Here is a 25520-nt window from a genome sequence, read left to right on the forward strand (position 1 = left end):
ATGTCGGACCATCGCGCACACTCCACCGTTCTTGAAGACCTCGAGAAAAAGGCACTCTGGCTATCGACATGGACGATACACCACGCCAACTCCATCCGCCCGAAATCGGATTCTCTCAAGGTTGGTGGTCATCAGGCGTCGTCGGCTTCACTCTCAACCCTTATGGCCGTACTCTATGGCGCGGTGCTGCAGCCCGAGGACCGGGTCGCCGTCAAACCGCACGCTTCTCCGATTTTTCATGCCTGGCAGTACCTCCTCGGGAGGCAGACCCGCGAGAACCTTGAAAACTTCCGTGGATTCGGCGGTGCGCAATCTTATCCGTCCCGTACAAAGGATGCCGATGACGTGGATTTTTCCACAGGTTCGGTCGGCCTGGGAGGGGCGATGGCGGTGTTTTCTGCGATGGTGCAGGACTACGTTGCCGCCAAGGGTTGGGGCAAGCGGGTTCCGGGGCGCATGATCTCCATCCTTGGCGATGCCGAACTGGACGAGGGCAACCTCTACGAGGCGCTGCTTGAGGGCAAGAAACACGATCTTCGCAATTGCTGGTGGTTCATCGACTATAACCGGCAAAGCCTAGATGCAGTCACGAAGGACGCGCAGAATGCTTTTTTTCGCGATGTTTTTGTTTCGATGGGCTGGGAAGTGGTCGAGCTCAAGTTCGGGTCACTTCTAGAGGCAGCGTTCGCCGAACCAGGGGGCGAACAGTTGCGCGACTGGATAGATGGTTGTTCCAATCAGACCTATGCGGCGTTGACCTTTTCCGGCGGAGCCGCTTGGCGCGAACAATTGCTGAACGATCTTGGCGATCAGGGCGATGTTAGCCGCCTGATCGAGAGCCGCACGGATGACGAACTCGCTAGGCTGATGACCAACCTGGGTGGTCACGACCAGCGCAGCTTGATGCAGACTATTGCTTCAATCGACCATGATCGCCCCGTTTGCTTCATCCTTTACACAGTCAAGGGCTATGGTCTGCCTCTTGCGGGTCACAAGGATAACCACTCGGGCCAGATCAACAGCGCCCAGTTGGGAACATTGCGTGGTTCGCACCAAATTCGCACCGGGCATGAATGGGACCTTTTCGAGGGTCTGCCCCGCCCCGCCGCCGAATACGATGCATTCCTGAATCAAGTGCCCTTCATCGCGCAAGGTTGTCGACGTTACACCGCCGCGCGTATCGACGTGCCGGATTTGGCGCCTATATCGGCAAAAGCCGCTCTGTCGACGCAGGAAGGTTTCAGCAAGCTGCTGGACGATCTTGCGCGCGGCTCATCACCTCTATCGGATCGCATCCTGACGATGGCACCGGATGTAGCAACCTCAACAGGGCTAGCTGGATGGGTGAACCGCAAGGGGGTTTTTGCCAAGACCCCGATTACGGACGAGTTTCGGGATCGGGGCATTGCCTCGATGCAGAAATGGGCTGCTTCGCCTGAAGGCGCGCATATCGAGCTGGGCATTGCCGAGATGAATCTCTTTACCCTGCTCGGTGCAGCAGGACTGTCGCACGCGCTATTCGGCGAGCGGCTAATCCCCATCGGGACGCTGTACGATCCCTTCATCGAACGCGGCAAGGATGCGCTGAACTATGCCTGTTACCAGGATGCCCGCTTCATTGTGACCGCGACGCCATCCGGCATCACCCTGGCGCCCGAGGGCGGCGCGCATCAATCCATCGGAACACCGCTGATCGGTATATCGCAAGATGGTCTGGCCAGTTTCGAACCTGCCTTCGTGGACGAGCTTGGATGCATCCTGGAATGGTCATTCGACTACTTGCAGCGTGACGGAGAAGAGACTCCTGAGCAAGGCGACTGGCTGCGCGATGAAACCGGCGGATCGGTCTATCTGCGCCTGTCCACCCACAAGCTGGAACAGCCGACACGCACATTGGATGACAGGCTAAGGCGCGACATCGTCAATGGCGGTTACTGGCTGCGCAAGCCAGGTCCGGGTTGCGGCCTCGTGATCGCCTATACCGGCGTGGTAGCAGCCGAAGCGATTACCGCTGCCGGGCGAATTGGACAGGATCAGCGCGACATCGGGGTGCTGGCGATCACATCGGCGGATCGGCTTAACGCGGGGTGGCACGCCGCGGACCGGGCTCGCGCTCTGGGGCATCCCAATGCGCAATCCCATGTCGAAACGCTGTTGTCCGAGGTCAGCAGGGATGCGGCCATCGTCACGGTTACGGATGGGCATCCCCTCGCCTTGTCCTGGCTTGGGTCGGTCTTGGGTCAGCGGGTACGCCCTCTTGGAGTCGAGCATTTTGGGCAGACCGGATCAATTGCAGATCTGTATCGCGCTCACCGCATCGACGCCGATGCGATCATGCGAGCGGCGGAACTAGCACTCAACGGACGCCCGCTCCGTCTGGCCCGAATTAGCTGAAACCAAGAGGGTAAGAAACCATGAAACACCTTGTCACCTCGCTCTGTGTGAGTGCGGCCATCGCCTTTCCAGCCTGGAGCGAGACCCCGCAAACTGCTGAGGTCGTTGCCGAACTCCCGCAATCTGTTGGCAATATTACATTCACGCCGGACAATCGGATCATCTATAGCCATCACCCGTTCTTTTCGCCTGAAATCCGGGTGGCCGAACTGGGCGAAGACGGCAAATCATTTGCCCCGTTTCCCAACACCGAATGGAACACACCACGGGATGGAACCGACCACTACTTCGACAGCGTTCTGGGTCTTCGCGGCGATGAAAACGGGATCGTCTGGATCCTCGACATGGGTCAGCGCACCGGGCTGACACCCAAGCTGGTGGGCTGGAACACCTGGGAGGATCGCCTAGAAAAAATCTATTACATTCCTGCCCCGGCTTCGCGCCCCGAAAGCCAACACAACGATTTTGTCGTCAATCACAAGGATGGCGTGTTCGTCATCGCCGACGAAGGCATCGGGCCAGGCGGCGACGGAACGACGGCGGCATTGGTCATCGTCGACATGAAGACTGGCGCCACGCGGCGCGTTTTGCAAGGTCACGTGTCGACCTTGCCCGAGGATGTAGCGATCGTAGTGGATGGCAAGCCACTGACCGTCCCGGATGGCAATGGCGGGCAGGCCGTAATCAAGGTGGGTGCGGACGGTATCGCTGCGGATACGGATTTCGAATGGTTGTATTATGGCCCACTTAACGGCTCTGCCATCTATCGCATCCGTTTTGCCGATCTTCTGAACGAAACTCTGTCCGAGGTCGAACTGGGCGCGCGGGTCGAACGCTATGCGGACAAGCCCAACAACGGCGGTCTGTCGATCGACCAAGCTGGAAACCTCTATCTGACTGAAGTGGAAACTAACGCTGTCGGGATCATCCCGGCAGACAGCCGGGAATACCGCCGTTACGCCGTGGCAGAGGATCTGTCCTGGCCTGATGGCGTAAGCTATGCGTTGGACGGCTACATGTATGTTTCCGCAGCCCAGATTTCCAAAGCCGCTCTGTTCAACGATGGTGAGGCAAGAAACGAGGCGCCTTACCTGATCTACCGATTCCGCCCTGAGGCACCAGGGCGCATCGGACACTGACACCTCTCCCCAAACTTGTCCGCACGGTTATCCGCGCGGACCCTTTTTTGAAGTAGACACACACATGAAAACCGTATCCGTAGTTGGCCAAGGAGCCGCAAAAGACAGTTTCCGCATCACAAACGGCGCCGTACCTGAACCTGGATCAGGCGAAGTGCGCGTGCGTATTCACGCCAGCGGAATCAATCCGTCAGACTATAAGGTCCGCTCGGGCGCTCAGGGCCCGTTGCCTGATGGCGATGTAACCCCTCATTCAGATGGTGCCGGCATCATTGAGGCTGTGGGCAAGGGGATTTCCTCCGACCAAATCGGCCAGCGTGTCTGGCTGTTCAATGTGAACCGTACTGAAGACGGCCTAGCCCAGGGCAACAGGGGCACCGCCGCGGAGCAGATCGTGGTCAAAGCCGAACTTGCGGCCCCGCTGCCTGATGGCATCTCCTTCGAACAGGGTGCTTGTCTAGGCGTGCCTGCGATGACCGCTCATCGCGCTCTGATGGCGGACGGGCCGGTCAAAGGCCAGTGGGTTCTGGTTACCGGAGGGGCCGGTGCCGTTGGCCAATGCGCCATCGCCCTGGCGAAATGGGCCGGTGCGCGGGTGATCGCCACGGTCAGCGGACCCGAAAAAGCGGAGATCGCTCGCCAAGCCGGGGCAGACTACATCATCAATTACCGGGAAGAAAACCTGCCCGACGCAATCCTGGCCATCACCGGCGGAGAAAGAATTGACCGGATTGTTGATGTGGCCCTGTCCGATACGATGAAGGAGGCACATCTCTACCTCAAACAGGGCGGCGTCATTGCGCACTATGCTACCAGTGACCCTGCCGCTCCACTACCCTATCGCTCCCTTCTGATAACAAATGCGGTCGTCAGGTTCGTATTTGTCTACGCAATCTCCGCCCAAGCGCAACAGAATGCGATTGCGGACATAAACGCATGTCTTCAGACCGGAACATTGAAACTCAAGGTCGAGCGGTCATTCCCTCTGGACCAGATTGTGGCCGCGCATGAGTTCGCTGAACAGGGCGGCTTTGCCGGAAAAATCATTCTGACCGTTTGAGGCCATGCCGTTGCTACAAATAAAGCGATTGATTTTGCCTCCTTTGTTTGGCTCACTCAAAGAATGACCTTTGACTTGAAATCGCTGGAACTTTTCGTCCGAGTGGCCGCTCTTGGAGCCCTCGGACGGGCGGGCGAAGAATTCCGGCTATCGCCCACGGCTACGACCCAGCGCATACAGATGCTCGAAGCGGATCTGGGAACCAAGCTTCTCAACCGGACAACCCGAGCAGTGTCTCTTACGCCGGACGGAGAGCTATTCCTGGAGCATGCGCAAAGGGTTCTCGACAGCGTCGAAGAAGCAAGAGCAGCGGTTTCCACTGTCAAAGGACAGGTTGCAGGTGAACTGCGCGTGACCGCTTCGGCCTCTTTTGGGCGCTCACAGATTGTCCCCCATATCGGCGAATTCCTTAATCAATACCCAGATGTCACACTGAAGCTCGACCTTAATGATTCCATCATCGACATCGTGGAGCAGGGGTATGATCTGGCAATCCGGGTTGGGATGCTGAACTCATCAACGCTGTTGGCCCGCAAGCTTGCGCCCAATCCACGGCTGCTTGTCGCCTCGCCGGACTATCTGGAGAAGTTCGGCGTTCCACAGCAACCCTCGGACCTGAAATCACACCGCTGTATCGTGCTTGGCGAAACGCGAAATTGGGCGCTCAAGGATGAGGCAGGGAACATTACAGAAGTACGTGTCGGCGGAAACTTCACCACAAACTTTGGCGAGGCGGTGACCGATACTACGCTTCAGGGGATAGGGATCGGGCTTAAATCTGTCTGGGACATATCAGAGCACCTAAAGACCCGGCGACTGATACGTGTCTTGCCCAGTCATACCGTTTCACCAGAATGGCAGGTATGGGCAGTCCGCCCCGCCAGCCGGACCACTCTACCAAGAGTACAGGCATTTACCAGCTTTCTTGAGGAACGGTTTCGCAAAACCGGCCTTGGAACGATTGTTTCATAAACCCAAAATCTGACTTGGGCTCCTCCGAGATTATCCTTCGTTGAACGTTGCCTACATCCAAAACAGCAACGAAAAGGACACCAAATGAAAGCCGTTGGATTTACCCGCTCTTACCCTATCGATCACCCTGCTTCACTCAAAGAGTACCAAGTACCCAAGCCCGAACCACTTGAACACGATTTGATTGTGCGGATTGATGCAGTTTCCGTGAACCCTGCAGATGCCAAAATCCGCATTCGATCGGCGCAGGATCAAGACAGGGAAACCCCGCGGGTCCTCGGATATGACGCCGTAGGAACCATTGAAGCAATGGGCTCGGCGGTAACAGGCTTTGCGCTTGAGGACCGCGTGTTTTACGCTGGCGATGTCACCCGCGATGGCTCTTATGCAGAGTATCAGGCGGTGGATGCTAGGATTACCGCAAAAGCTCCTCAAACCCTGGCAAATGCAGAAGCCGCAGCCCTGCCCCTGGTATCTTTGACGGCCTATGAAGCGCTATTTGATCGCATGAAACTGTCCAAAGGTCAGAGCGGCTCGCTGCTGATCATCGGTGGAGCAGGCGGTGTTGGCTCAACCATGATCCAGCTTGCAAAAGCCCTGACGAAAATGACGGTCATCGCAACGGCTTCACGCTCGGAAACCCGTAACTGGGTTCAGCGTATGGGCGCGGATCATGTGGCTGATCACCGCAATCTGGTGTCATCCGTGCACGATCTTGGGTTTGAGAATGTAGATTACATTTTCAACGCGGCAGACACCAAAGGTCATTGGGAGGCAATGGCAGACCTTATTGCGCCTCAGGGCACAATCGGTGCCATTGTTGAGTTTGATGGAGGCGTTGATCTGTCAAAACTTCAGGGCAAGTCCGTAACTTTCGTATGGGAACTTATGTTCACGAGATCCTTGTTCAACACATCTGACCTGGCACGGCAAGGCGAGATTCTTGCCGAAATTGCAAGCCTCGCGGATACGGGCAAGCTGCGTTCAACCGTTACACAAGAGTTTTCAGGGCTCAGCGCTGCATCTTTCAAGGCGGCTCATCAATCCATCGAAACAGGCACTACAATCGGTAAGATCTCAGTGACGTACTAATGTCGTGTAGTGGAGGAGGCACCCGCCTCCTCCATTCTTCAAATCTGACAAATTGTGATTTCCAAACTGGCTGATTGTTTTGACATCGCTGCAATGTCACCCAGTGCAACGATGGATACCGTGGCGCAAACAGCCCACACGCACATGGTCTGTTCCGATCTTGCAGAGGCCAAAACTCCTAAGTGTTTGTTCGGCTCCGGACCGGAACTGCTTATTGAACGAAGGAAATTACTGATGAACACACCTTTGGTTGTTGGGCAAATCGCGCTTAGCTTTCACAAGGCAGCGGCGGCAGTTCTTTGTGAGCTGCTAACAAATACCGGCCATGAAGTGGACGTAATAGAAGCCCCCCATGAAGACATGTACGCCATGCAAAAAGCAGGTGACGTGGATCTAGTCGTATCCGCCTGGCTTCCTGCCAGTCATGGAACTTACATCGGGCCGTACGCAGACGATCTGTTGAAACTCTCCGTCATCTATAACCCCTATTGTATCTGGGGCATTTCAGACCGGGCCCCGCAGCACATTCGCTCGGTTGCTGATCTGGCTGATCCACAGGTTGCCGCACTGTTTCGCAAGCGCATTCAGGGCATTGGTCCCGGAGCTGGCATCAGCAGATTTTCGAAGCAAATGGTTCGAGATTATCAACTTGATACGCTAGGGTTCCACTTTGAAAATGGAACTCTTGATGAGTGTACCTCTGCTTACTTGGATGCAGAAGCCAAGGGCGAATTGGCGATCGTGCCGCTCTGGCATCCTCAGTGGCTGCACGGGCAGTCCAAATTGCGTGAATTGGAGGATCCATTGGGCTTGCTTGGTGGGCGAGACGACGCAACCTTGGTGCTACGAAAGGATGCGGTCCACAAGCTGAATGCCCAAGGCCGCGCACTTCTTGACCGTATGCACCTCGGGAATGAAACGGTGTCTCGCTTGGATCGCGAAATCTGCATCGATGGGCGTAATCTATCTGATGTCGCCCGCTCGTGGATCACAGCAAACCCCGATTTGTGCGAGGCTTGGATTGCCACAGGGTAATTGGGCAATCTGCCACTTCCACTCAAATAACCCGAAGCGCTTTCACGTTCGGTCCAATTCTGTGCACATCTGATTTCTCCAAGGTGGACGGCAGCGCCTCGGCTTACTCATTCACGAGCGGCACCGTCATTGGTCAAATAGTGCGGCTTCAGACTGATGGTCTCCAGGCATTTGTCCAGGATCTTCAATTCCCGGATGATGTGATCCGCCAGACGACGCACCTTGGTCGGTTGGCGCGCGAGCGGTGGAAATACGAGTTGCAAATCCACGGAGGGGGGGCAGAACGGGACCAGAAGTGGCACAAGACGGCCATAGTTCAAATCTTCCGCCACATCCCAGGCAGACTTCAACGCGATACCTTTGCCTTCTAGAGCCCACCGCCTTAACACCTCACCATCATTTGTTGCCCTGGAACCTGAGACCCGCACCGTCAGCGCCTTGGTGTTCTCAACAAATGTCCAAGTATCATTCTTGTCCCCCAAAGAAGACAGCAGCATACAGTCATGGCGCCCGAGATCCTTCGGATGCTCCGGAACGCCTTCCCGCTCCACATATTCAGGAGAAGCGACCGGAATCCGCTTGTTTGAGGACACGCGTCGAATGCGCAGGCTGCTATCCATTAACGCCCCGTATCGCACTGCAATATCGATCCCGCGTTCAGTTAGGTCTGTCACGCGGTCGGTACACACCAGGTCCACCGAAATACCGGGGTTCGCTTCGACAAACCGATCCAACGACGGAGCGATATAGTTTCGGCCTAGATCCACTGGGGCCGTCACCTTGATCATTCCGGACAGTTCTCGTTTTTCACGCGAAATCTGTTCGTCAAAAGCAGCCAGATCATTGAGAATATTTAACGAAACTTCAAGAAACTCTTCGCCTGCCGATGTTAGGTGCAACTGTCGTGTAGTCCGGCGAAACAAGGTGGCACCGACTGATCTCTCCATGGCTGACAAGCGAAGAGAGGCTGAGCCTGGAGAGATCCCAATATCACCTGCAGCCGCGCTAAGTGAACCAAGTTCCACGATGCGTTTAAACAGCCTCAGATCAGAAATTTTCTCGATCATATTCTTTGACAATCCTAAAAGGTTTTATGCTGACACGACTATTAACAAGTTTTTCTAAAAAAGCGAAGGTCCAACTGGAAATGCCAAGCAGGTAACTGCTCGCAACAAATTTAAAACTAAAAGGACCTAGGTTCATGACTAAAGAACTGTTCAAACCCCTTACGATGGGGCCCCTCAACCTCCCCAACCGCATTGCTGTCGCGCCGATGACGCGGGCCCGCACAACGCAACCCGGCGATATCCCAAATGCAATGATGGCTGAGTATTACGCACAGCGTGCCAGCGCCGGCCTGATCATCACCGAGGCCACCCAAATCTCTAACCAGGGCAAAGGATACTCGTTCACCCCGGGCATCTTCACCCCGGATCAGATCGAAGGCTGGAAACTGGTTACAGATGCGGTTCACAAGGTCGGAGGGCACATCTTTTTGCAGCTTTGGCATGTGGGGCGGATGAGCCACGAAAGCTTTCACACTGATGGCAAACCCGTTGCGCCATCCGCTCTGTCACCAGACGCACAAGTTTGGATCGTTGACCCGGAAACTGGCGAAGGTGGCATGGTAGATTGCCCTGTTCCGCGGGCGCTGTCAAAAGCTGAGATCACAGACATCATTCAAGATTTCCGACAAGGTGCGGCCAATGCGATTGCCGCTGGATTTGACGGTGTCGAAATTCATGGGGCAAACGGATATCTGATCGACGAGTTCCTGCGTCGGTCTTCAAATCAGCGCACGGATGACTATGGCGGGTCACAGGAAAACCGTATCCGTTTCCTGCGCGAGGTCACCAAAGCCGTCGCCGATGAGATTGGCGCCGACAAGACCGGCATTCGGCTGTCGCCCTACATCACCCAACGCAACATGGCAGATGACGAGATCATCGAGGTGATCCTGAAAGCCGCCGAGGCTTTGAACGACATCGGGATTGCGTATGTTCATCTGTCCGAAGCCGACTGGGATGATGCCCCTATCGTACCCGAACAATTCCGCCACGATCTACGCAAGGTGTATTCGGGAACCATTATCGTTGCTGGAAAATACACTCAGGAACGTGGCGAGAAAATCATCAGCGATGGGTTGGCCGACATCGTGGCCTATGGCCGACCATTCATCGCCAATCCAGACTTGCCTCGCCGGTTTTCTGAAAGTCTGCCTTTGGCCGATTTCGACCCGGCAAACCTGTTTGGTGGAACTGCGGTAGGGTATTCCGACTATCCTGACCACGACGATGCGCTCGAAATCGCAGGTGAATAAATCCAACAACGGTTGGCGGCCTGATGGGGCCGCCAACGCATTACGCTTGTCTCAGGGCATCCACCCAGTTTCCAATGGGATCGCGGCTTCCCAAACCGGGATCTACGATGCCGTTGACCATAAATGTCGGGGAGGCGTGAATGCCGTTTTGCCGGGCATATTTGACGTGCTTTTTGATTTCCCGATCCAGATCATGCCGCGCAAACTGCTCTTTCAACGGGACACCGCTGACAGATTCAATCCGCTCGATAAGAGCATTCGGCGTCACGTCCATATTCGGACCTGAGCAGTGATGCTCAAACTCGAAATTCTCAGGTTGAGAGTAAATGGCTTCCATCACAGCCCAGGCAGACGCTTTTCCATCAGCACAGCAGGACGCGGCCAGGATCGCGCGACAGATAATTGCTGAGAACATGTGCCAGGGTTGCGACTGCAACCAAACCTGCAAAACAAGCCCATTCTCTCCGAACTCCTTTTGCAAAGAAGCGAGCTTTCCAAAAGCAATTGCTGAAAACGGGCAAGTTGGCTCTAGAAACACCTCGAAAACAGGGCCTCCCTGCCCCCAAACCAGCGGATCGGGTTTTGTTGTATCCTGGTTCATTTGCGTGTTCCGGGCAGCCAGAACTTGGCAGGCTTCAGCAACGTGTTGTGTTGTTCGGTTTGATAGCCCAGCTCCGCGCCGGCTTGACGATACGCCAACCAATCGGCGTCGTCATAAAGGGCCTTGCGGCGCGTCTCGCGATCCGCCGCATTCTCATACTGCCAAAGATGTATATAGGCATTCACATCGCCACTTTCGACGACACCATAAAAGGCAGGGTTTCCCAAATGCCGCTTTTGCGCTTCGAACCCAAGTTCTTCGTATAGCGCCAATTGCTTTGGCAATGTACCGGGGCGGGTGCGGTATGTTCTGAGGTCAAATAACATGCTGTTTCCTTCCGGTGAGATGTATCTTGTGCGTCTGAACTCGGTCCTTTTTGAACAGAAATCTGCCGGAAGCGTGGGGAGAGGTCACTTCCGGCAGGGGCTGGATCATGCATAAGCAGCCGATCCAGTCGCAGGCCCTATTAGGCGGGCCTGCCATAGTCCTGGACCTGTAAGGCTTAGTTCACACCCCAGATGCTGCGATAGACATCGCGATAACCATTGCCGGGATCATAAGACAGATCGGCGCCACCATCTTCCATCACGTTGTCAGGAGTGAAGAGATGAACCGGCACCACAAATCCAGAGTGCTCTTCTCCCGCCAGCGCACGGTTCATTTCATCAACGGCCTGCCAGCCATGCAGATTAAGCGGTTCCGCAACAGTCGCGTATTGATAGAAGTTCTGCTGGATGCGCTGGAATGCTGCCTCGGACCCGTCTCCTGCCGAAATATTCCTCGGGAACCCACCTTGCTCCTTGCCCGCCGAAATCAGAGCTGGAGCCATGAAATCAAACGGCAGATCATTGATGGTCAGAGAATAGGTCCAGTCCTCCCCAAAACGCTGCAGCAGCGCGTTTGTCAGGGGCGGCATCCGCGTGCTGGCCTCGGCCAGAGGCGTGTCTTCGACTGAGAGGATCTTACACCCTTCGCAGGCACTGATTACTTCGGCAATGGCATCGGATTTCGCGATCGCAATCTCGTACACACTGTCAGTGAAAATCACCACATTTGCCGTGCCATCACTGTCGGCGACCGCGAGCGACGCCGCAGCTCGCGAAATCTCAAGAGGGTCGGTCGTGATGTTTGTGAAAATCGGATGTTTGTCCGACGGTCCAGTGGAGGCGGTCGAATGCCATCCTACAACCACAATGCCCGCCTCATCCGCCTGACGGATCGCCTCGGCCTGTTCATTGGCATCGATCGTGCCCAGGATAATTCCGTCAGGTTGCAACGCGATCGCCTGTTGCATAGCGGATGAGCGCCCGGAAACCGATCCTTGTCCATCAATGATGCGAAGATCCCAACCAATGGCTGCAACCGCTTCCTTGACGCCCTCGCTCACTCCAAGTGCGCCTCCGTTCCGCTGATCCGCAGAGACATAGACCACGGTTTTGCCTTGCTGGGCTTCCGGGCCGGCCGTCGGCCCAGTCCAGGGTGCATTGGGCGCCGAGGCAGCAGCAACGTAGGCTTTGGCATCGCTGACCGCATCTGCCAGCGCCATTTGTCCGCCAAACGCCGATCCGGCCAGCATCGCGGCGAAGACCGCTTTTTGAAGTGTCGTGTTCATGGTTTTCCTCCTCGTTGAACGTCTATGTTTCAGGCTTGTTTTTGTTGGTCGTTGGCTTCCGCTTTCACGTCGGGAACACGGGCATGACGCACGGAGCTCCGCTTGCGCTGTGCGTAGCCAGCAATGCCGATCGCAATCAAAAGGGTGGCCCCGTTGAAGAGTGGCTCCACAAAGAACGCACCGCCAAGTTGCTGGATCCCCGAGATGCCGACAGCCAGGATGATCACGCCAACCATCGTGCCCCAGACATTCACGCGCCCCGGTTTGATGGTCGTGGATCCCAGAAATGCACCGACCAAGGCAGGCAGAAGGAATTCGAGCCCAACACTGGCCTGGCCAATGCGCAGTTTCGCCGCCAGAACAATCCCGGCAATCGCACCGATCAGGCCAGACGCGATAAATGCTCCGATCACATAACGGCGGGTACGGATACCGTTCAGTTCAGCTGCTCTCGAGTTTGCGCCAATGGCATAAAGATTGCGGCCAATTGGCAGGTATTCGGACACCACCCACAGCACGATTGCGATAGCCAGGACATAGAACGCTGCAATTGGCAGGCCGAAAATTGTGTGTGCATAGATGCCAGTAAACGCCTCGGGCAACGCGCCGATCACTTGTCGACCGCCGGTATGCCAAAGCGCCAATGCGTAAATGACCGTGCCCGTTCCTAGCGTGGCGATAAAGCTGTCAATCCGAGCCACCTCGACCAACAGGCCATTCAGCAAACCCAAAGCGCAGCCCCCAAGCAACACGATGACGACGGCAATGGTCCAATCGAATCCATAGACCGTTTGCAAACTGATCGCGAGCACGTGCCAAATGACGATCCCATATCCTACTGTCAGGTCGATCCGGCCCGTCATCATCGGGATCATTGCGGCTAACGACAGCAACGCGATTACCGACTTTTCCCCTAGAATTGCGCGCAAGTTCAAATAGGTCGGGAAAGTTTGAGGTAGCAAAACTGAAAACAGCAGGATTAACCCGAGCGTCAGGATCGGCAGACCGTAAACTGGCAGGAAGCGTATGATCTTTGCGGGGGTCGAAAGGCCTTTCAACTGTGCCTGTGTCGGTTCGAGTGCGTTGGATTCAAGCGATTGCATGGCTGGGCTCCTTGCTCGCCGGATCCAAAGACGCGGCATTCAGTAGGGATGTGATTGAGAGGTCTTCTTGCGGGATCTCCGCAACAATTTGGCCGTCATGAAAGACGCAAGCGCGGTGACTCAATGCGGCCACCTCTTCGAAATCGGTCGAGATAAGTAGCACCGCAAGCCCGTTTTCCAGCGCTTTGGCCAGAAGTGCGTAGATGTCGGCTTTTGACCCAACATCCACGCCCGCAGTTGGATCTTCCAAGATCAGGACCGAGCCTCCAACGCTCATCCACCTGGCCATCACAACTTTCTGCTGGTTGCCACCTGACAGAGTTTCAATGGGTGCCGCTGGATCGTTGGGGCGGATATCGAACGCGTCACCAATGCTGCGCGCTTCGCGAGCCTCATCGGCAGGTGTGCGAAACGACAGGTTACTACGCCCAGTCAGCGCCGGGTTGATGAAAAGGTTCTCCTGAATGGTCAGACCTGGAGCGATGGATTCAGCGTTCCGATCACCAGCCACCATGCAGATTCCTTGCTCGATGGATTGTTGTGGATGCGAGGTTTTGAGAGGCGCGCCGTTTTCAAGCTCGACACGGCCTTGTTCAATCGGGCTGCGTCCAAACAAGGCGTGTCCGACGGCGTCCTGCCCCGCGCCGCGAAGCCCAACCAACCCCAGGACCTCTCCGCGGCGCAGTTCAAAACTCACTGGTCCCACATCTTCGGTACACATCTCGTACAGTCGAAGCGCAACGGGGCTGTTTTCCATCGCGGGTGGGTGCACAAACACCTCTTCCAATGCGCGCCCAATGATCAACTGGATCAGGCTATCGCCATCCAGCTTTCCAATTGGCTCATCTCCAACCAGAAACCCATCTCGCAACACCACTGCACGATCGCCGATCGCAAATACCTCATCCAGGCGATGCGACACATAGATCATTGCCACACCGGTTTCCCTGAGGCGGCATAAAACCTCGTGCAGCATTTCAACATCTGACTGCGGAAGGCTCGCCGTGGGCTCATCCAACACAAGCAACTTGGCATTGCGCGCGAGAGCCCGCGCAATCGCGACTAGGGATTTCTCAGTACGCGTCAACTCTTGCACCCGCATATCCGGGTCAATTGCATCGGAAACCAGTGCAAGGGCTTCGCTGGCACGCTTACGGGTCAATCGCCAGTTGATCAGACCAAACCGACGTTCAAACGACCCCTGCATCAAGCCGATGTTCTCGGCGACGGTCATCCATTCAATCAGTCCCAAATCCTGGTGAATGAATGCCACGCCCGGATTTGAGCCTCTGGGATCAAATTTGCTACCTTCAAACAAGAAGCGTCCGCTATCGGCCGAATAAACCCCGGCGAGCATTTTGATCAGAGTTGACTTGCCCGCGCCATTCTCGCCGAGAAGCGCGACAATCTCCCCTTTTGAAACAGTAAAGCTGACATCTGTCACGGCTTTCGTTCCACCAAACCGCTTGTTCAACCCTTCGATTGACAAGACTGGAACGCCCGCATTTTTGATGCGCTCTTTGTCCATGTTCTTCCTCCCATCATCGCCAACTCAGGTGTCCTAAATTAAACGATTTGACATTTATCCACTATTTCGGACTTGTCCCGCATTCGATAATCGGCCAATATGTTTCTTGAATCGGCCACGTTGGTACTTGTGCAAAGAACCCACTCTATCGCATTGCTGGGAAGCTTATTTTATGGAAATTCAGATGGATAAACCGTTTAGCATCACCGACCCGGAGCATAGCCATTCCATAGCATTCAAGGCCGACCGCAGCTCATTTCAGTCGGAGCAAGAACCCGCCGGGCAACTGGTGATGTGTCAATCCGGAGAGATCGAGCTTTACGGCCACAATGGTGAGTGGGCGATCCCCGCCGACTACATGGTTTTCATACCAGCCGGCCGAATGTTTCGAATTCGGATTCGAATGCCCTCTTCTGGTTTGGTGATGAAGTTCTGCAAGAATGAAGTAACCTGGAACCACGACGGTTGTTGGGTTGGCCAAATCCCCGATATCGCGGCGCATATGGCGCAGTATTCGCTGAAATGGAGCCCGGAAGAAGAGCGGAGTCGACGCAAAAGCAAGGCCTTTTTTGTGACATTGGGGGATATGGTCCCGGGCTGGTTCCAACATGAGAGGATCATGTGGACACCTTATGCAGAGAACTCAGCCATCCAGAGGGTCATAGATTTTGCGCGGTCGCGCGGGCCAGCCACCTCTTTGCCCGAAGTCGCCGAACATGTTGGAATGTCCGAACGTACTCTGCGGCGCCATATGCAAACCGAACTAGGGCAAAGCTGGCGGGAGTTCATTCGGGAACTCCGCATGAACAAGGCCATGGAACTGCTGCGCAAAGAAAAGAAATCTGTGACCGAGACAGCCTTTGAGGTGGGATTTTCCAGCAGCTCCGCCTTTTCAAACGCCTTCTTGGACTATGTCGGAAAGACACCTTCCGCGTTTGCCAGATCGGTGCGCCCAAGTGCGGAAAAAATATCTAGCCTCTAAAAGGCTGACGAATGGATCAATGCACTGTCGACAAAGCAAGAGACCTCCAGCACATCCAGCGCGAAGCCTTTGACCGAATTTCCAAGGAGTTTGTCCGAATCTCGCATGCCTGAGTGTCCGTTTTTGGCAAAAATACCGAAAATGGGCGATATTGGGTCAGATGAGTGTTGAAGGCACCCCCACCGAGTCAGTGGTTAAAATGCGCAAGTGGTCCGATGTCGTCAGAATTTCCGGCCTAGGAGAGAAATGTGACGGATCAGCAAACACTGCAACTCAACAGCACCACACTTGAAGAAAACGCCAACATTTCGGCCGCACAATACCTGAACAGTTTTGGTTGCAGCGGTGAGAACGAACGCCCAAGGCTCGAATGGCAGAACGTACCGGCTGGGACCAAGAGCTTTGCTCTCACCTTCTATGATCAAGACGCCCCCACAGGCAGTGGATTTTGGCATTGGGTCGCCTATGACATTCCAAGGCATATTACCCGATTAAACAGTGGGCCGTTGCCGGAGGGTATCAAAGAAGCGAATACAGATTTTGGTGAGCCAGGCTATTTTGGGCCATGCCCTCCGGTGGGTCGTAAGCACAGATACACGTTCTATCTGCATGCACTGAATGCCGAGACATTGGACATTCCGGACAACGCTACAGGAGCCCTTGCCGGTTTTTTTATTCACCAGCACACACTGGCCAAAGCCAGCTTTACGGTCATTGCGGGGCCACGCGAAGAATAAGCCGCATTTGAGGGAGGAACCATGAAAACTCAACACAACATCCCCGAAGAGGTCTATCTCGAATTCCTTGGCCGCACGGTTGAAATCCACTGGAATTATCACGCCATCCTGATGGTTACCGTGTGGTTCGTGCTGGTCCCCATTGGCATTATCTCTTTGCGCTATTTCAAACCGAAACCCACCAAAACTGGGATCACCGCTTATCGAACCATATGGCGTCCGGAGTGGGTTTGGTTTCACATTCATCAGTGGGGGCTGAACTTGGCAATTCTTCTGTCTCTGGCGGGCATGTTGGTTGCGCTGGTCGTCAGCCAAGGCGTCTCCGGATCGCTGCATTCCATCTTTGGCCTTGCAACAATCGGACTTGGGGTTCTGCAAGGTATTTCGGCATTCTTTCGCGGTTCCCACGGGGGACGGTACTACGAGATCGCTGACCCCGAAGATCCCAAAACCTGGGAAGGAGACCATTTCAGCATGACCCCACGCCGCCGCCGCATGGAATCTTACCACAAAACCGCAGGGTTCTTTACCATGCTTTGTGCTGCCGCAGCTGTCGGTTCCGGCCTGATGCAATACCCGATGCCCATCCTGACCGCAGTTCTCGTGGTGGTCAGCATCTTATTGCTTGGGCTTTCTGTTTGGCGAGAGCATTTGGGGAAACGATACGACACCTATCGCTCGGTTTTTGGGAATGACCGGACACATCCTTACAACAAGGAGCGCGAAGAGCTTTGAATGTATGACATCGGGTGCACTAGATATGCACCCGATGTATTCATCAGATGAACATCAACGATTTCTTAGGTGGCTTAACAAGATCTGGGCTGGGTGGAGCGCCTGTACGTCTGACAAACGGTTCACCTGGGAGCGACAGGAGTAACCGGTTGCAACCAAACCCCCTTCCGCTTCGGCTTCGACCACCGCCCGCCAGTTCTCGTCATAAAGCCCACGCGACATCTCCTGATGGCTAGCCTCATGGCCAAACAAGCCTGACATTCCACAGCACCCGGCTTTGACAAGATTGACCGATAGACCACAGCGTTCAAAAATACTCTGCCATTGCACAGAGGTTTGCGGCTCCAGCGAACGCTCGGTGCAATGCTGGATCATCGTGTAGCAGATATCTCCGTCAAGCAGAGGCAAGTCTTGCGCATCCAGCCATTCACTGAGCAGTTGCACGCCTAGATCTGGGCAATTAGGCAGCGTTTCGATGTATTCGTGCCGGTACATCAACGTGGTTGCCGCATCGACACCAACAAGCGAGAATCCGGCTTTGAATAGTTCCGCAAGATCATGTGCGTTCTGCTGCGCTATCTGCCTGAACCGCTTCAACATCCCTCTTACATGCAAGGGTTTGCCCCCCGCACGATAGCGCAACAGGACCGGGGTGTAGCCAAGCCTTTTCACCAGTTCAACCTGGGCCAGCAAAACGTCGGCGTCATAGAAACTTGTGAAACAGTCCTGAACAATTACAACAGTCTCTGCCCGCTCCGCGTCTCCCATCCTAAGCAGGGTGGCCGCAGACATGGTCTGAACATTCAGCTTTTGCAACTGATCGAAGAAACCGCGGCGATGGCGAAGCTTAGGCAAGTCAACCAACCCAAATCCACACGCCATGCTCCACCTGACCAACACGGTAGATTGCAAAATATTTACCAGACCGCCAATCCGATCCAACAATGGTGCCACCCGCTCGAGGTTGGCTACGAGAAGATCAGAAACGGGTCGCTTGTGGTCCTCATGATACCAGTTCAGGAACTGGGATTTCATCTCGGGGATATCCACCTTCGCTGGGCAACCCGCCCCTGCACAGGCCTTGCACGCAAGGCACGTCTCGAGGATCACGTTGAGCTCGTCTGCGATATCGCGCGCACCGACGGTATCACCAGTCGAGCGCACTCGCGCCCATTCACGCAGCATGCCGGCGCGACCTTTGGGTGAGAGACGGCGATCGCCTGTGATCTTATATGACGGACAAAATGGCTGTGCGGCATCTTGGTTAAAGCAGGCGCCATTACCATCACACCTCAGGGTGTTGGAAAACTGCTCAGCCAACACGGGCCCAATTTGTGCATCAAAGGCACCGCGCATCGGAACCTCATCCAAGGCCAAAACAGGCGCCCGGTCATCTATTGGCCGCGCAATTTTTCCTGGGTTCATCCGGTTCGACGGATCGAACACCGTCTTTATCTGGCGCATAACCTGAACAAGATCGCTGCCAATCACCTGCTCGGAGTACTCACCTCGCAGCCCCTTTCCGTGCTCTCCCCACAACAGCCCACCATATTTTTGCGTCAGAGCGAACACTGCATCCGAAATCTGACGGATCTGGCGGCGCTCATCTTCCGCCGTCAGGTTCATGAGCGGCCGGATATGCACACACCCCACATCTGCATGCCCATACATCCCCAGAGGAATGTTACGTGCTTCCAGAACGGCTTCCAGCTCTGCGACAAAGTCAGCCAGGTTTTCAGGTGGCACTGCGCAGTCTTCGATAAACGCGACCGCGCGTTTGTTTTTGTCAAATCCCGCGAGCAGCCCCTGACACGCCCGGCGGATTTCCCAGACGCGTGCGATATCTTCAGGTGATCCAAGGATCTTAATGCCGATGGGGCGCAACTCAGGTGCGATGCGGCTGTCCAAATGTTCCTTAAGACTGTCAAGTCTACGCGCAAGTTCCTGCTCATCCTCATCTGACATCTCGAAGAAATGCGCAGCAAAAGCACCACCTTCATTTGTGATCCCCAGGACCTGGCGAACATCCTCAGCAAACGGAGAGCGAAGAGCCGCTCCGAGAATTTTGTCGTCTATAAATTCGATGGCATGAGGGCGAGCTTCCAGCAGATCCGGGACCGCCCTTAGTCCGGTGTCATGGCTGTCATACACCAACACCGCAAGCGCCGTATGGGCAGGGATCGGTTCGGATTTCAGGGTGACAGATTTGATAAACCCCAGGGTCCCCTCTGACCCGGCCAAGAGCTTTAGCAGGTTGAGCCCCCCATCCCGTGCCCGAGCCTCTTTCAGATTATAACCGGTAAAGCCACGTTTCATTATTGGGAAGCGCAGCGCTATCTCGTCAAAATGTGGCGCCAGTTTCTTCTCAACGTCACGACAGATACGGTCGGCCGCTTGGGTTACGTCGTTGTCGCCAACTGCACCTTTCGCATCGAACGTCGCCACGTTTCCGTCGGGTAGAACAAGCTCGATCGAGTGTATGTGATCCGAGGTCTTTCCATAAACCACGGAGCCTTTACCCGAACTGTCATTTGACACCATGCCACCGATCGTCGCCCGGCTTGTGGTAGAGACATGCGGCGCAAAGAACCGCCCATGTGGGGCCAGAAAATCAATCAGCTTATCACGGACCAGACCGGGTTCGACACGAACCAGTCCGGTCTCGGGATCATAGTCGTGAATACGCCGCATATGGCGTGATGTATCCACGACAACACCGCCCCCCAATGACTGTCCATTGGTCGATGTCCCTCCCCCTCTTGGAAGGAACACCACCGATGTGAACTCCGCCCTTTGCGCGACCTGAACCGCAAGGACCAGATCGTCCCCATCAAACGGATAGATCACCGCCTGCGGCATGACCTGGTAAATCGAATTGTCGGTCGAACAAGCAACACGATCCGCGAGATCAGACGTCACCTCTCCGGCAAAACCCGCGTCTTGCAGCGCAGAAAGATAGTTCTGAACCGTCTCCGTTACACTGGGTATTCCTACAGGCACATCTTTCATATCAGCCTTGATACTCCAGAATGAACAACCCGCCATTGTAGTCGTTTGCGTATACAAGCCCCTGTTTATCGACATAGACATCGCAGTTCTGGATCACCAATGGACGGCCCGGACGGTGATCAATCAACCGGTTTGGCTTGGGCGGAACAAAGGCCGCCACTTCCATGGGGCGATAGGCGTCTGAAATGTCAGTCACGCGAATGCCTGCATTCTGCATGGTTGAAAAAATTAACTGATCGCTCACCAACCCATCGGGCCGGTTCTCATAGATGTTGTGGGGCCCAAAATGCCCATCTTTCTTGCAATACTCAGCCTCTGACGGGATCGGGAACGTCGAGATACTGACCGGGCTTGAAGGCACACGGTTATCAAACATCCAGATGTGCTTGATCCCGTCTTCGCAGTTGTCGAGCACCGCTTCGTCTACAACAACCAGCAGGTCTCTGTCCGGCAGTGGAAGGCAGTTGTGCGTGCCGCCACCAAACGGCGGGGACCAGTTTTTATGGACAATCAATTCCGGATTGCTGCGGTCTGTCACATCGATGACCACCATGCCCTCGTCGCGCCAAGCTCCGTAAGCCGTATCGCCATGAATGATGGCATGGTGCAACCCACCTCGCCGCTCGCCATTGTGTTCTTCACCAGCAGCCAGGTTCATGCCCGGTAACCAAAAACGCCCTGCCTCTTTCGGATTAGCTGGATCGGCTATGTCGATTGTCATGAAGATGTAATCTGTGAACCCGTCCAGAAGCACAGACGCATAAGCCCAACGCCCGCCTGTATACCAAATCCGATGAATCCCCCCGCCCTCAACAGGCATGAACGAAATCTTTCTTGGCTCAGCCGGGTTGGAGATATCGTAAACCGTCATACCGGCGGTCCAGTCGCGCTGCCGTGTCTGCTGCGCTGTGCCGACCTTCTTGCCCAATGCCCCTTTGTAATACTCGGTTTCATCCTGGAACTCTGCCGACGCGAACATGTCTTTTGCATTGATCACCAGAAGCAGGTCTTCATGGGTCTGAAGGTGGATATTCCACGTGTTAGCCGGTGCAGGCACATATGCCACGGGTTTTGGGTTGTGGGGATCGCGCACATCAATCACGCTAAACCCCTTTGAAAACATATGCCCAGTAAACGCAAAACCCTTGTTGATCATCAACTGCACCCCATCCGGGCGACCGCCTTGATCAGAATGACCGATCAGTTTCATATTGTTTGCATAGTCGGGTTTGGGCAGATCCAGCACGGTCATCGCAACATCCTCAGATAATTCCTGAAAGCGGGGTCACACCCCGAGTTGCCGATATTTTGCGAAAGGAAAGATTGGCCTGCATTCGCGCTCAGGTCAGTTTTTGTAGATTTTCGGCCAATTTAAATCTAAGCAGAAGACTTGCTTGATAAGGCTCCCCACACAAGCGCCAGAAGCAGCGTTCCCGCACCCACCACAATCATCAAATTCAAAGGGTCACCCAGCAAGAGTGCAGAGCTCACAAAGCCAATCACCGGTGACAACGTACTGAACAACGCGATTTGCGATACAGGAAGCGTTCGCCCTACCGCCACCATCAGTCCGAACCCAAGCCCTGTGGCCACCGGACCGACAAATGCAAGAAGCCCCAACCCGGCGAACGATAAAGAATGGAACTTCATCCCCCCTTCCATCCAGAACGCAATTGGAAGAGAGATCACCCCTGCAACCAGAAATTGCCAGAAAAGCGCATCCCGGACATCGCCCATCCAGTTATGCGTCGCGATAAGCTTCATCGAAGATGACCAGAATAGCGCGGCGAGCAAGATCAATAACAGCGGCCCCACGTCTCCAACCTGACCGGCTCCTAACAAGACCAGAACACAGCCAGTCGCAGAGGCCAGCGTCGGCCAAAGTCGACGTGGCGAAACCTGTTGTCGACATAAAATCCGGTCAATCAGCACCAACCACACCGGCGTGGTGTATATGAGAATACTTGCGGTGCTGGCTGGCACCCATTGCAGGGCCAGCGTCACCAACCCCATCTGCGCAACAAACTGAAGCAGCGCGACGCCAAGAATAACACGCAGATCCCGCCGCTCAAACTTCGGCAATCTATGCCGCGCGACTATTACAAAAACAGCGATTACTGGCACGCTTAGGCAATAGCGTAGCGCGACCATCCAAAACGGGGTCACATGAAGCAACGCCTGCTTCATGATGGGCCAGTTAATCCCCAAAATGACAATCGAAATCCATAGCATCAGATACGGCGCATCAAAAGACGCAGGTCGGCGCCGTGTACACCGACCTGGCTTGCAGGATTCTCTCGTATCAGGTGACCGGATCATCGGGCTAACAGTCCTAACGTCCAAAAATCGAGATTTTTGACATCGAACTGAGGTCAAACCTATGCGACAAGTGCTCCGCCTTCGATATCAATGACAGCGCCTGTGACAGACGGCGTATCAATGGCAAACAAGTAGCCCGCAGCGAGGTCATGAGGTTGCGCAACTCGACCGGCCGGTAAGCTTGCCGCCGCATTTTGAAGCATCTGGCTGCGAGCGGTGGCTTCCATTCCTGAGTAGGCTTCTGTCTCCGTCAGACCGGGACTGACTACGTTGACGCGCAGCGGTGCCAACTCACGCGCGAGTATCTTGGCGGTCGCCTCAAGGGCAGCATTCATTGCCGTTTTGACAAACGTCCCTGGCACCGTGCGCCGCGCCAGAAAACCGGACGTTAAGGTGATTGTTCCTCCGGGTCGAATATTTGACGCGGCAGCGTGAACCGCATTCACGCTTCCCCAGAATTTCGTATCAAATGCTGATCTTGCGCTGTTCAAATTCAGACCGACCAATTTCCCACTTGGGGCTCGCGATCCAGCTGTCACCACAAGATGGTCAAACAATCCTTGCCGTTTAAAAAACTCGTTCACTTGATCCTCGTCTGAGATGTCGAGCCCGTTTGAACGACTGGCCACCACCACCTCACCCGGCCGCGCACTCAACAACTCTGCCACTGCACGACCAATCCCTGAGGTGCCGCCAATAACGATAGTTTTCGTGGTTTTTTCAAAGCCCATCTAGTGTTCCTTCTTGTTCTGGGGTTCGCGAAATACTGTTTCGATTACGGGCCCGCCAGGCGTTCTGAAAAACAGCCGACGCTCTCCCAACTCAGGCAATTCCATCGGGGCAAATGGTATCTTCAACCGATCAAGCCGCGCACGGAACGCCTCATATCCCTTCAAACGAAAGCCAATATGATCCCACGCCTCTCCTCCCCGGTCCAAGTGTCCATCGTGGGACCCGATGAGATGAACGATGGGTTCATCCTTCGCAAAGAGCCAATGACCTGGGATTGCTTGAATCGCTTTGGGTCGCGGGCGTTCTTCCAAATCCGGAAAAACCTCAAGGAAGAACGCCCGCGCCTCTGGGAGGTTAGAAGTACGAATTGTGATGTGATCAAGTTGCATGTATGCCCCCATCATTCTCATTAGAAGATGGTGCAAAAGGGCGCGGACAATTAGAGTGCTAAAGCAAACATGAGAGTTTGAGTTACTTAAAAAATTCGCACAAACCTCTTCCTACAAAGGCACCACCAAACTCTGTAGCTTTCGGGTAAGCTTCATGTTCTCTGAGTAGTCCACTGGACAGTCGATGATCGACACCGTGCCGTCGTGCAGAGCTTCGCTCAGAATAGGTAGCAAGCTTTCGCTACTCTCTACGCGATATCCTTTGGCGCCAAAGCTTTCTGCAAACTTGACAAAATCGGGATTGCCAAATTCAATGCCTGTTGCACGTCCAAAATGCCGATGCTGATGCCATTCAATCAGTCCATATTTGCTGTCGTTAAAAATCAGAACCACTAAATCAAGGCCCAGTCGGATAGCGGTTTCGATTTCCTGATTGTTCATCATGAAGCCAGCGTCTCCACACACTGCAACGGCATGACGATCTGGGAAAGCCAGTTTGGCAGCGATAGCGCCCGGTAGCGCAATGCCCATTGAAGCAAAGCCGTTCGAAATGATGCAGGTATTTGGACGTTCGGCTTGATACATGCGCGCCATCCACATCTTGTGCGCCCCCACATCAGAAATGACGATGTCTTCCACATCGAGCGCCTGCCTAAGATCCCAAACAATCTTCTGAGGCTTAACAGGGAAACTGCCGTCGTTCTGGAACTCCGACACCTCGGTCGCAATGCTCATTCGGAGTTCATGAAGCTGGGAGGCGGGCCTTGCCTTCACCTTTGCAGAAATCCTGGCAAGTGTATCACGAATTGTACCAACGATGCCCGCTTCCAAAATGTAGTGTTCATCAACTTCAGCCGGGCTCCGATCGATGTGAATTATTTTCTTGGTACACTCAGGATTCCATAGGCGAGGATGATACTCGACCATATCCACACCCACACAAATCACGAGGTCAGCAGCGTCAACGCCATAGCTAACGAAGTCTTTTGCCTGCAACCCGATAGCTCCAAGGCACAATGGATGGCTGAATGGAATCGCCCCTTTAGCCATGAACGTTGTTGCAACAGGGGCATTGATTGCCTCTGCGAAGGCTACCAAAGCAGTGGATGCTTTTTCCCGGATGACGCCATTGCCAGCGATAATCATCACTGATTTTGCAGCATCCACCATTTGAGCTACTTCCGCACATTTTCCAGACGGTGCAATAGGATCGACCGGTTGTTGTACACGAAGTGGCGTTGCCGGTGGGAGGTTGGAGCCTGCAATGTTTTCAGGCAGGTCGATGAATGCACAGCCCGGCTTTTCAGTCTGTGCTATCTTAAAGGCCTTTCTGACAACTTCAGGAATAATTTCGGGCAAAGGAATTTGCGTTGCGTACTTGGTGATAGGCTCGAACAGGTTCACAAGATCCAAAATCTGATGGCTTTCCTTATGCATACGCGCTGTCGAACCCTGCCCTGCAATCGCCACAACTGGCGCACGATCCATGTTTGCATCCGCAATCCCGGTAACCAGATTTGTCGCACCAGGCCCTAGCGTTGAAAGGCACACTCCTGCGCGTCCAGTTAAGCGTCCATACACGTCCGCAATAAACGCTGCCCCTTGTTCATGGCGTGTCGTGACAAACTCTATTGAACTATCCACAAGTGCGTCCATCACATCGATATTCTCTTCGCCAGGGACGCCAAAGATGTACTCGACACCTTCATTCTCAAGGCATTTCACAAGCAGTTCCGCAGCCTTCATTTCTACCTCTGCCAT

Annotated in this window: 22 protein-coding genes; 10 read left to right on the plus strand and 12 right to left on the minus strand. The window is 54.6% G+C overall.

Going from position 1 to position 25520, the window contains the following annotated elements:
- The 6 genes from K3725_RS19925 (at position 1) to K3725_RS19950 (ending at position 7692) form a co-directional block, all read left to right on the plus strand.
- The gene (locus K3725_RS19925; RefSeq protein ID WP_260018768.1) at positions 1 to 2394 is read left to right on the plus strand and encodes a transketolase; all 2394 of its coding nucleotides are present in this window, start codon (positions 1 to 3) and stop codon (positions 2392 to 2394) included.
- 20 nt (positions 2395 to 2414) lie between these two features.
- The gene (locus K3725_RS19930) at positions 2415 to 3533 is read left to right on the plus strand and encodes an L-dopachrome tautomerase-related protein (RefSeq protein WP_170456280.1); all 1119 of its coding nucleotides are present in this window, start codon (positions 2415 to 2417) and stop codon (positions 3531 to 3533) included.
- Positions 3534 to 3597: 64 nt separating this feature from the next.
- On the plus strand, positions 3598 to 4593 hold the full coding sequence (locus K3725_RS19935; RefSeq protein ID WP_260018769.1) for an NADPH:quinone reductase: 996 nt from the start codon (positions 3598 to 3600) through the stop codon (positions 4591 to 4593).
- A gap of 63 nt (positions 4594 to 4656) precedes the next feature.
- Entirely contained in the window at positions 4657 to 5565 is a 909-nt protein-coding gene (locus K3725_RS19940; RefSeq protein WP_170456284.1) for a LysR family transcriptional regulator, read from the plus strand.
- Between the two features lie 84 nt (positions 5566 to 5649).
- The gene (locus K3725_RS19945) at positions 5650 to 6657 is read left to right on the plus strand and encodes a zinc-binding alcohol dehydrogenase family protein (RefSeq protein ID WP_260018770.1); all 1008 of its coding nucleotides are present in this window, start codon (positions 5650 to 5652) and stop codon (positions 6655 to 6657) included.
- Between the two features lie 111 nt (positions 6658 to 6768).
- Complete coding sequence (locus tag K3725_RS19950) at positions 6769 to 7692, plus strand: glycine betaine ABC transporter substrate-binding protein (RefSeq protein WP_260018771.1); 924 nt, start codon at positions 6769 to 6771, stop codon at positions 7690 to 7692.
- 107 nt (positions 7693 to 7799) lie between these two features.
- Here the strand turns inward: K3725_RS19950 and K3725_RS19955 are convergent, their stop codons facing one another.
- Positions 7800 to 8759: a LysR family transcriptional regulator gene (locus K3725_RS19955; protein WP_170456288.1), complete on the minus strand. Its 960-nt coding sequence runs from the start codon at positions 8757 to 8759 to the stop codon at positions 7800 to 7802.
- 134 nt (positions 8760 to 8893) lie between these two features.
- Between K3725_RS19955 and K3725_RS19960 the strand changes: the two genes are divergently transcribed.
- Positions 8894 to 10012: an alkene reductase gene (locus K3725_RS19960; protein ID WP_170456290.1), complete on the plus strand. Its 1119-nt coding sequence runs from the start codon at positions 8894 to 8896 to the stop codon at positions 10010 to 10012.
- A 40-nt stretch (positions 10013 to 10052) separates the two neighbouring features.
- Here the strand turns inward: K3725_RS19960 and K3725_RS19965 are convergent, their stop codons facing one another.
- The 5 genes from K3725_RS19965 to K3725_RS19985 all read right to left on the minus strand — a co-directional run bounded on the left by K3725_RS19965 (position 10053) and on the right by K3725_RS19985 (position 14856).
- Entirely contained in the window at positions 10053 to 10613 is a 561-nt protein-coding gene (locus K3725_RS19965; RefSeq protein ID WP_170456292.1) for a thioredoxin domain-containing protein, read from the minus strand.
- Entirely contained in the window at positions 10610 to 10939 is a 330-nt protein-coding gene (locus K3725_RS19970) for an NIPSNAP family protein (RefSeq protein WP_170456294.1), read from the minus strand. Before K3725_RS19970 ends, K3725_RS19965 begins: the two co-directional genes overlap by 4 nt.
- 176 nt (positions 10940 to 11115) lie before the next feature.
- Complete coding sequence (locus K3725_RS19975) at positions 11116 to 12225, minus strand: substrate-binding domain-containing protein (protein WP_260018772.1); 1110 nt, start codon at positions 12223 to 12225, stop codon at positions 11116 to 11118.
- A 29-nt stretch (positions 12226 to 12254) separates the two neighbouring features.
- Positions 12255 to 13328 carry an ABC transporter permease gene (locus K3725_RS19980; RefSeq protein ID WP_170456297.1) on the minus strand — a complete coding sequence of 358 codons (1074 nt, stop codon included), beginning with the start codon at positions 13326 to 13328 and terminating at the stop codon, positions 12255 to 12257.
- Positions 13315 to 14856 carry a sugar ABC transporter ATP-binding protein gene (locus K3725_RS19985; RefSeq protein WP_170456299.1) on the minus strand — a complete coding sequence of 514 codons (1542 nt, stop codon included), beginning with the start codon at positions 14854 to 14856 and terminating at the stop codon, positions 13315 to 13317. Before K3725_RS19985 ends, K3725_RS19980 begins: the two co-directional genes overlap by 14 nt.
- A gap of 172 nt (positions 14857 to 15028) precedes the next feature.
- On the opposite strand from K3725_RS19985, the gene K3725_RS19990 reads away from it, so the two are divergent.
- From K3725_RS19990 to K3725_RS20000, 3 genes are all read left to right on the plus strand, one after another.
- Positions 15029 to 15838 carry a helix-turn-helix transcriptional regulator gene (locus K3725_RS19990; protein WP_170456301.1) on the plus strand — a complete coding sequence of 270 codons (810 nt, stop codon included), beginning with the start codon at positions 15029 to 15031 and terminating at the stop codon, positions 15836 to 15838.
- Between the two features lie 248 nt (positions 15839 to 16086).
- Entirely contained in the window at positions 16087 to 16575 is a 489-nt protein-coding gene (locus tag K3725_RS19995) for a YbhB/YbcL family Raf kinase inhibitor-like protein (protein ID WP_170456303.1), read from the plus strand.
- A 21-nt stretch (positions 16576 to 16596) separates the two neighbouring features.
- The gene (locus tag K3725_RS20000; protein WP_170456304.1) at positions 16597 to 17310 is read left to right on the plus strand and encodes a cytochrome b561 domain-containing protein; all 714 of its coding nucleotides are present in this window, start codon (positions 16597 to 16599) and stop codon (positions 17308 to 17310) included.
- 54 nt (positions 17311 to 17364) lie between these two features.
- On the opposite strand, the gene K3725_RS20005 is transcribed toward K3725_RS20000, so the two are convergent.
- The 6 genes from K3725_RS20005 to K3725_RS20030 form a co-directional block, all read right to left on the minus strand.
- Positions 17365 to 20319 carry an FAD-binding and (Fe-S)-binding domain-containing protein gene (locus tag K3725_RS20005; protein WP_260018773.1) on the minus strand — a complete coding sequence of 985 codons (2955 nt, stop codon included), beginning with the start codon at positions 20317 to 20319 and terminating at the stop codon, positions 17365 to 17367.
- A gap of 1 nt (position 20320) precedes the next feature.
- On the minus strand, positions 20321 to 21571 hold the full coding sequence (locus tag K3725_RS20010; RefSeq protein WP_170756600.1) for an LVIVD repeat-containing protein: 1251 nt from the start codon (positions 21569 to 21571) through the stop codon (positions 20321 to 20323).
- 125 nt (positions 21572 to 21696) lie between these two features.
- Positions 21697 to 22551, minus strand: coding sequence for a DMT family transporter (locus K3725_RS20015; protein ID WP_260018774.1), 855 nt, complete (start codon positions 22549 to 22551; stop codon positions 21697 to 21699).
- Between the two features lie 146 nt (positions 22552 to 22697).
- Entirely contained in the window at positions 22698 to 23369 is a 672-nt protein-coding gene (locus K3725_RS20020) for an SDR family oxidoreductase (protein ID WP_170456180.1), read from the minus strand.
- Positions 23370 to 23759 (minus strand): glyoxalase, encoded by a 390-nt coding sequence (locus tag K3725_RS20025; protein ID WP_170456182.1) that lies wholly within the window; start codon positions 23757 to 23759, stop codon positions 23370 to 23372.
- 111 nt (positions 23760 to 23870) lie between these two features.
- Complete coding sequence (locus K3725_RS20030) at positions 23871 to 25505, minus strand: acetolactate synthase large subunit (protein WP_170456184.1); 1635 nt, start codon at positions 25503 to 25505, stop codon at positions 23871 to 23873.
- Positions 25506 to 25520: the final 15 nt, after the last annotated feature.

The sequence above is a fragment of the Leisingera sp. S132 genome (genome assembly GCF_025144465.1).
Lineage (GTDB): Bacteria > Pseudomonadota > Alphaproteobacteria > Rhodobacterales > Rhodobacteraceae > Leisingera.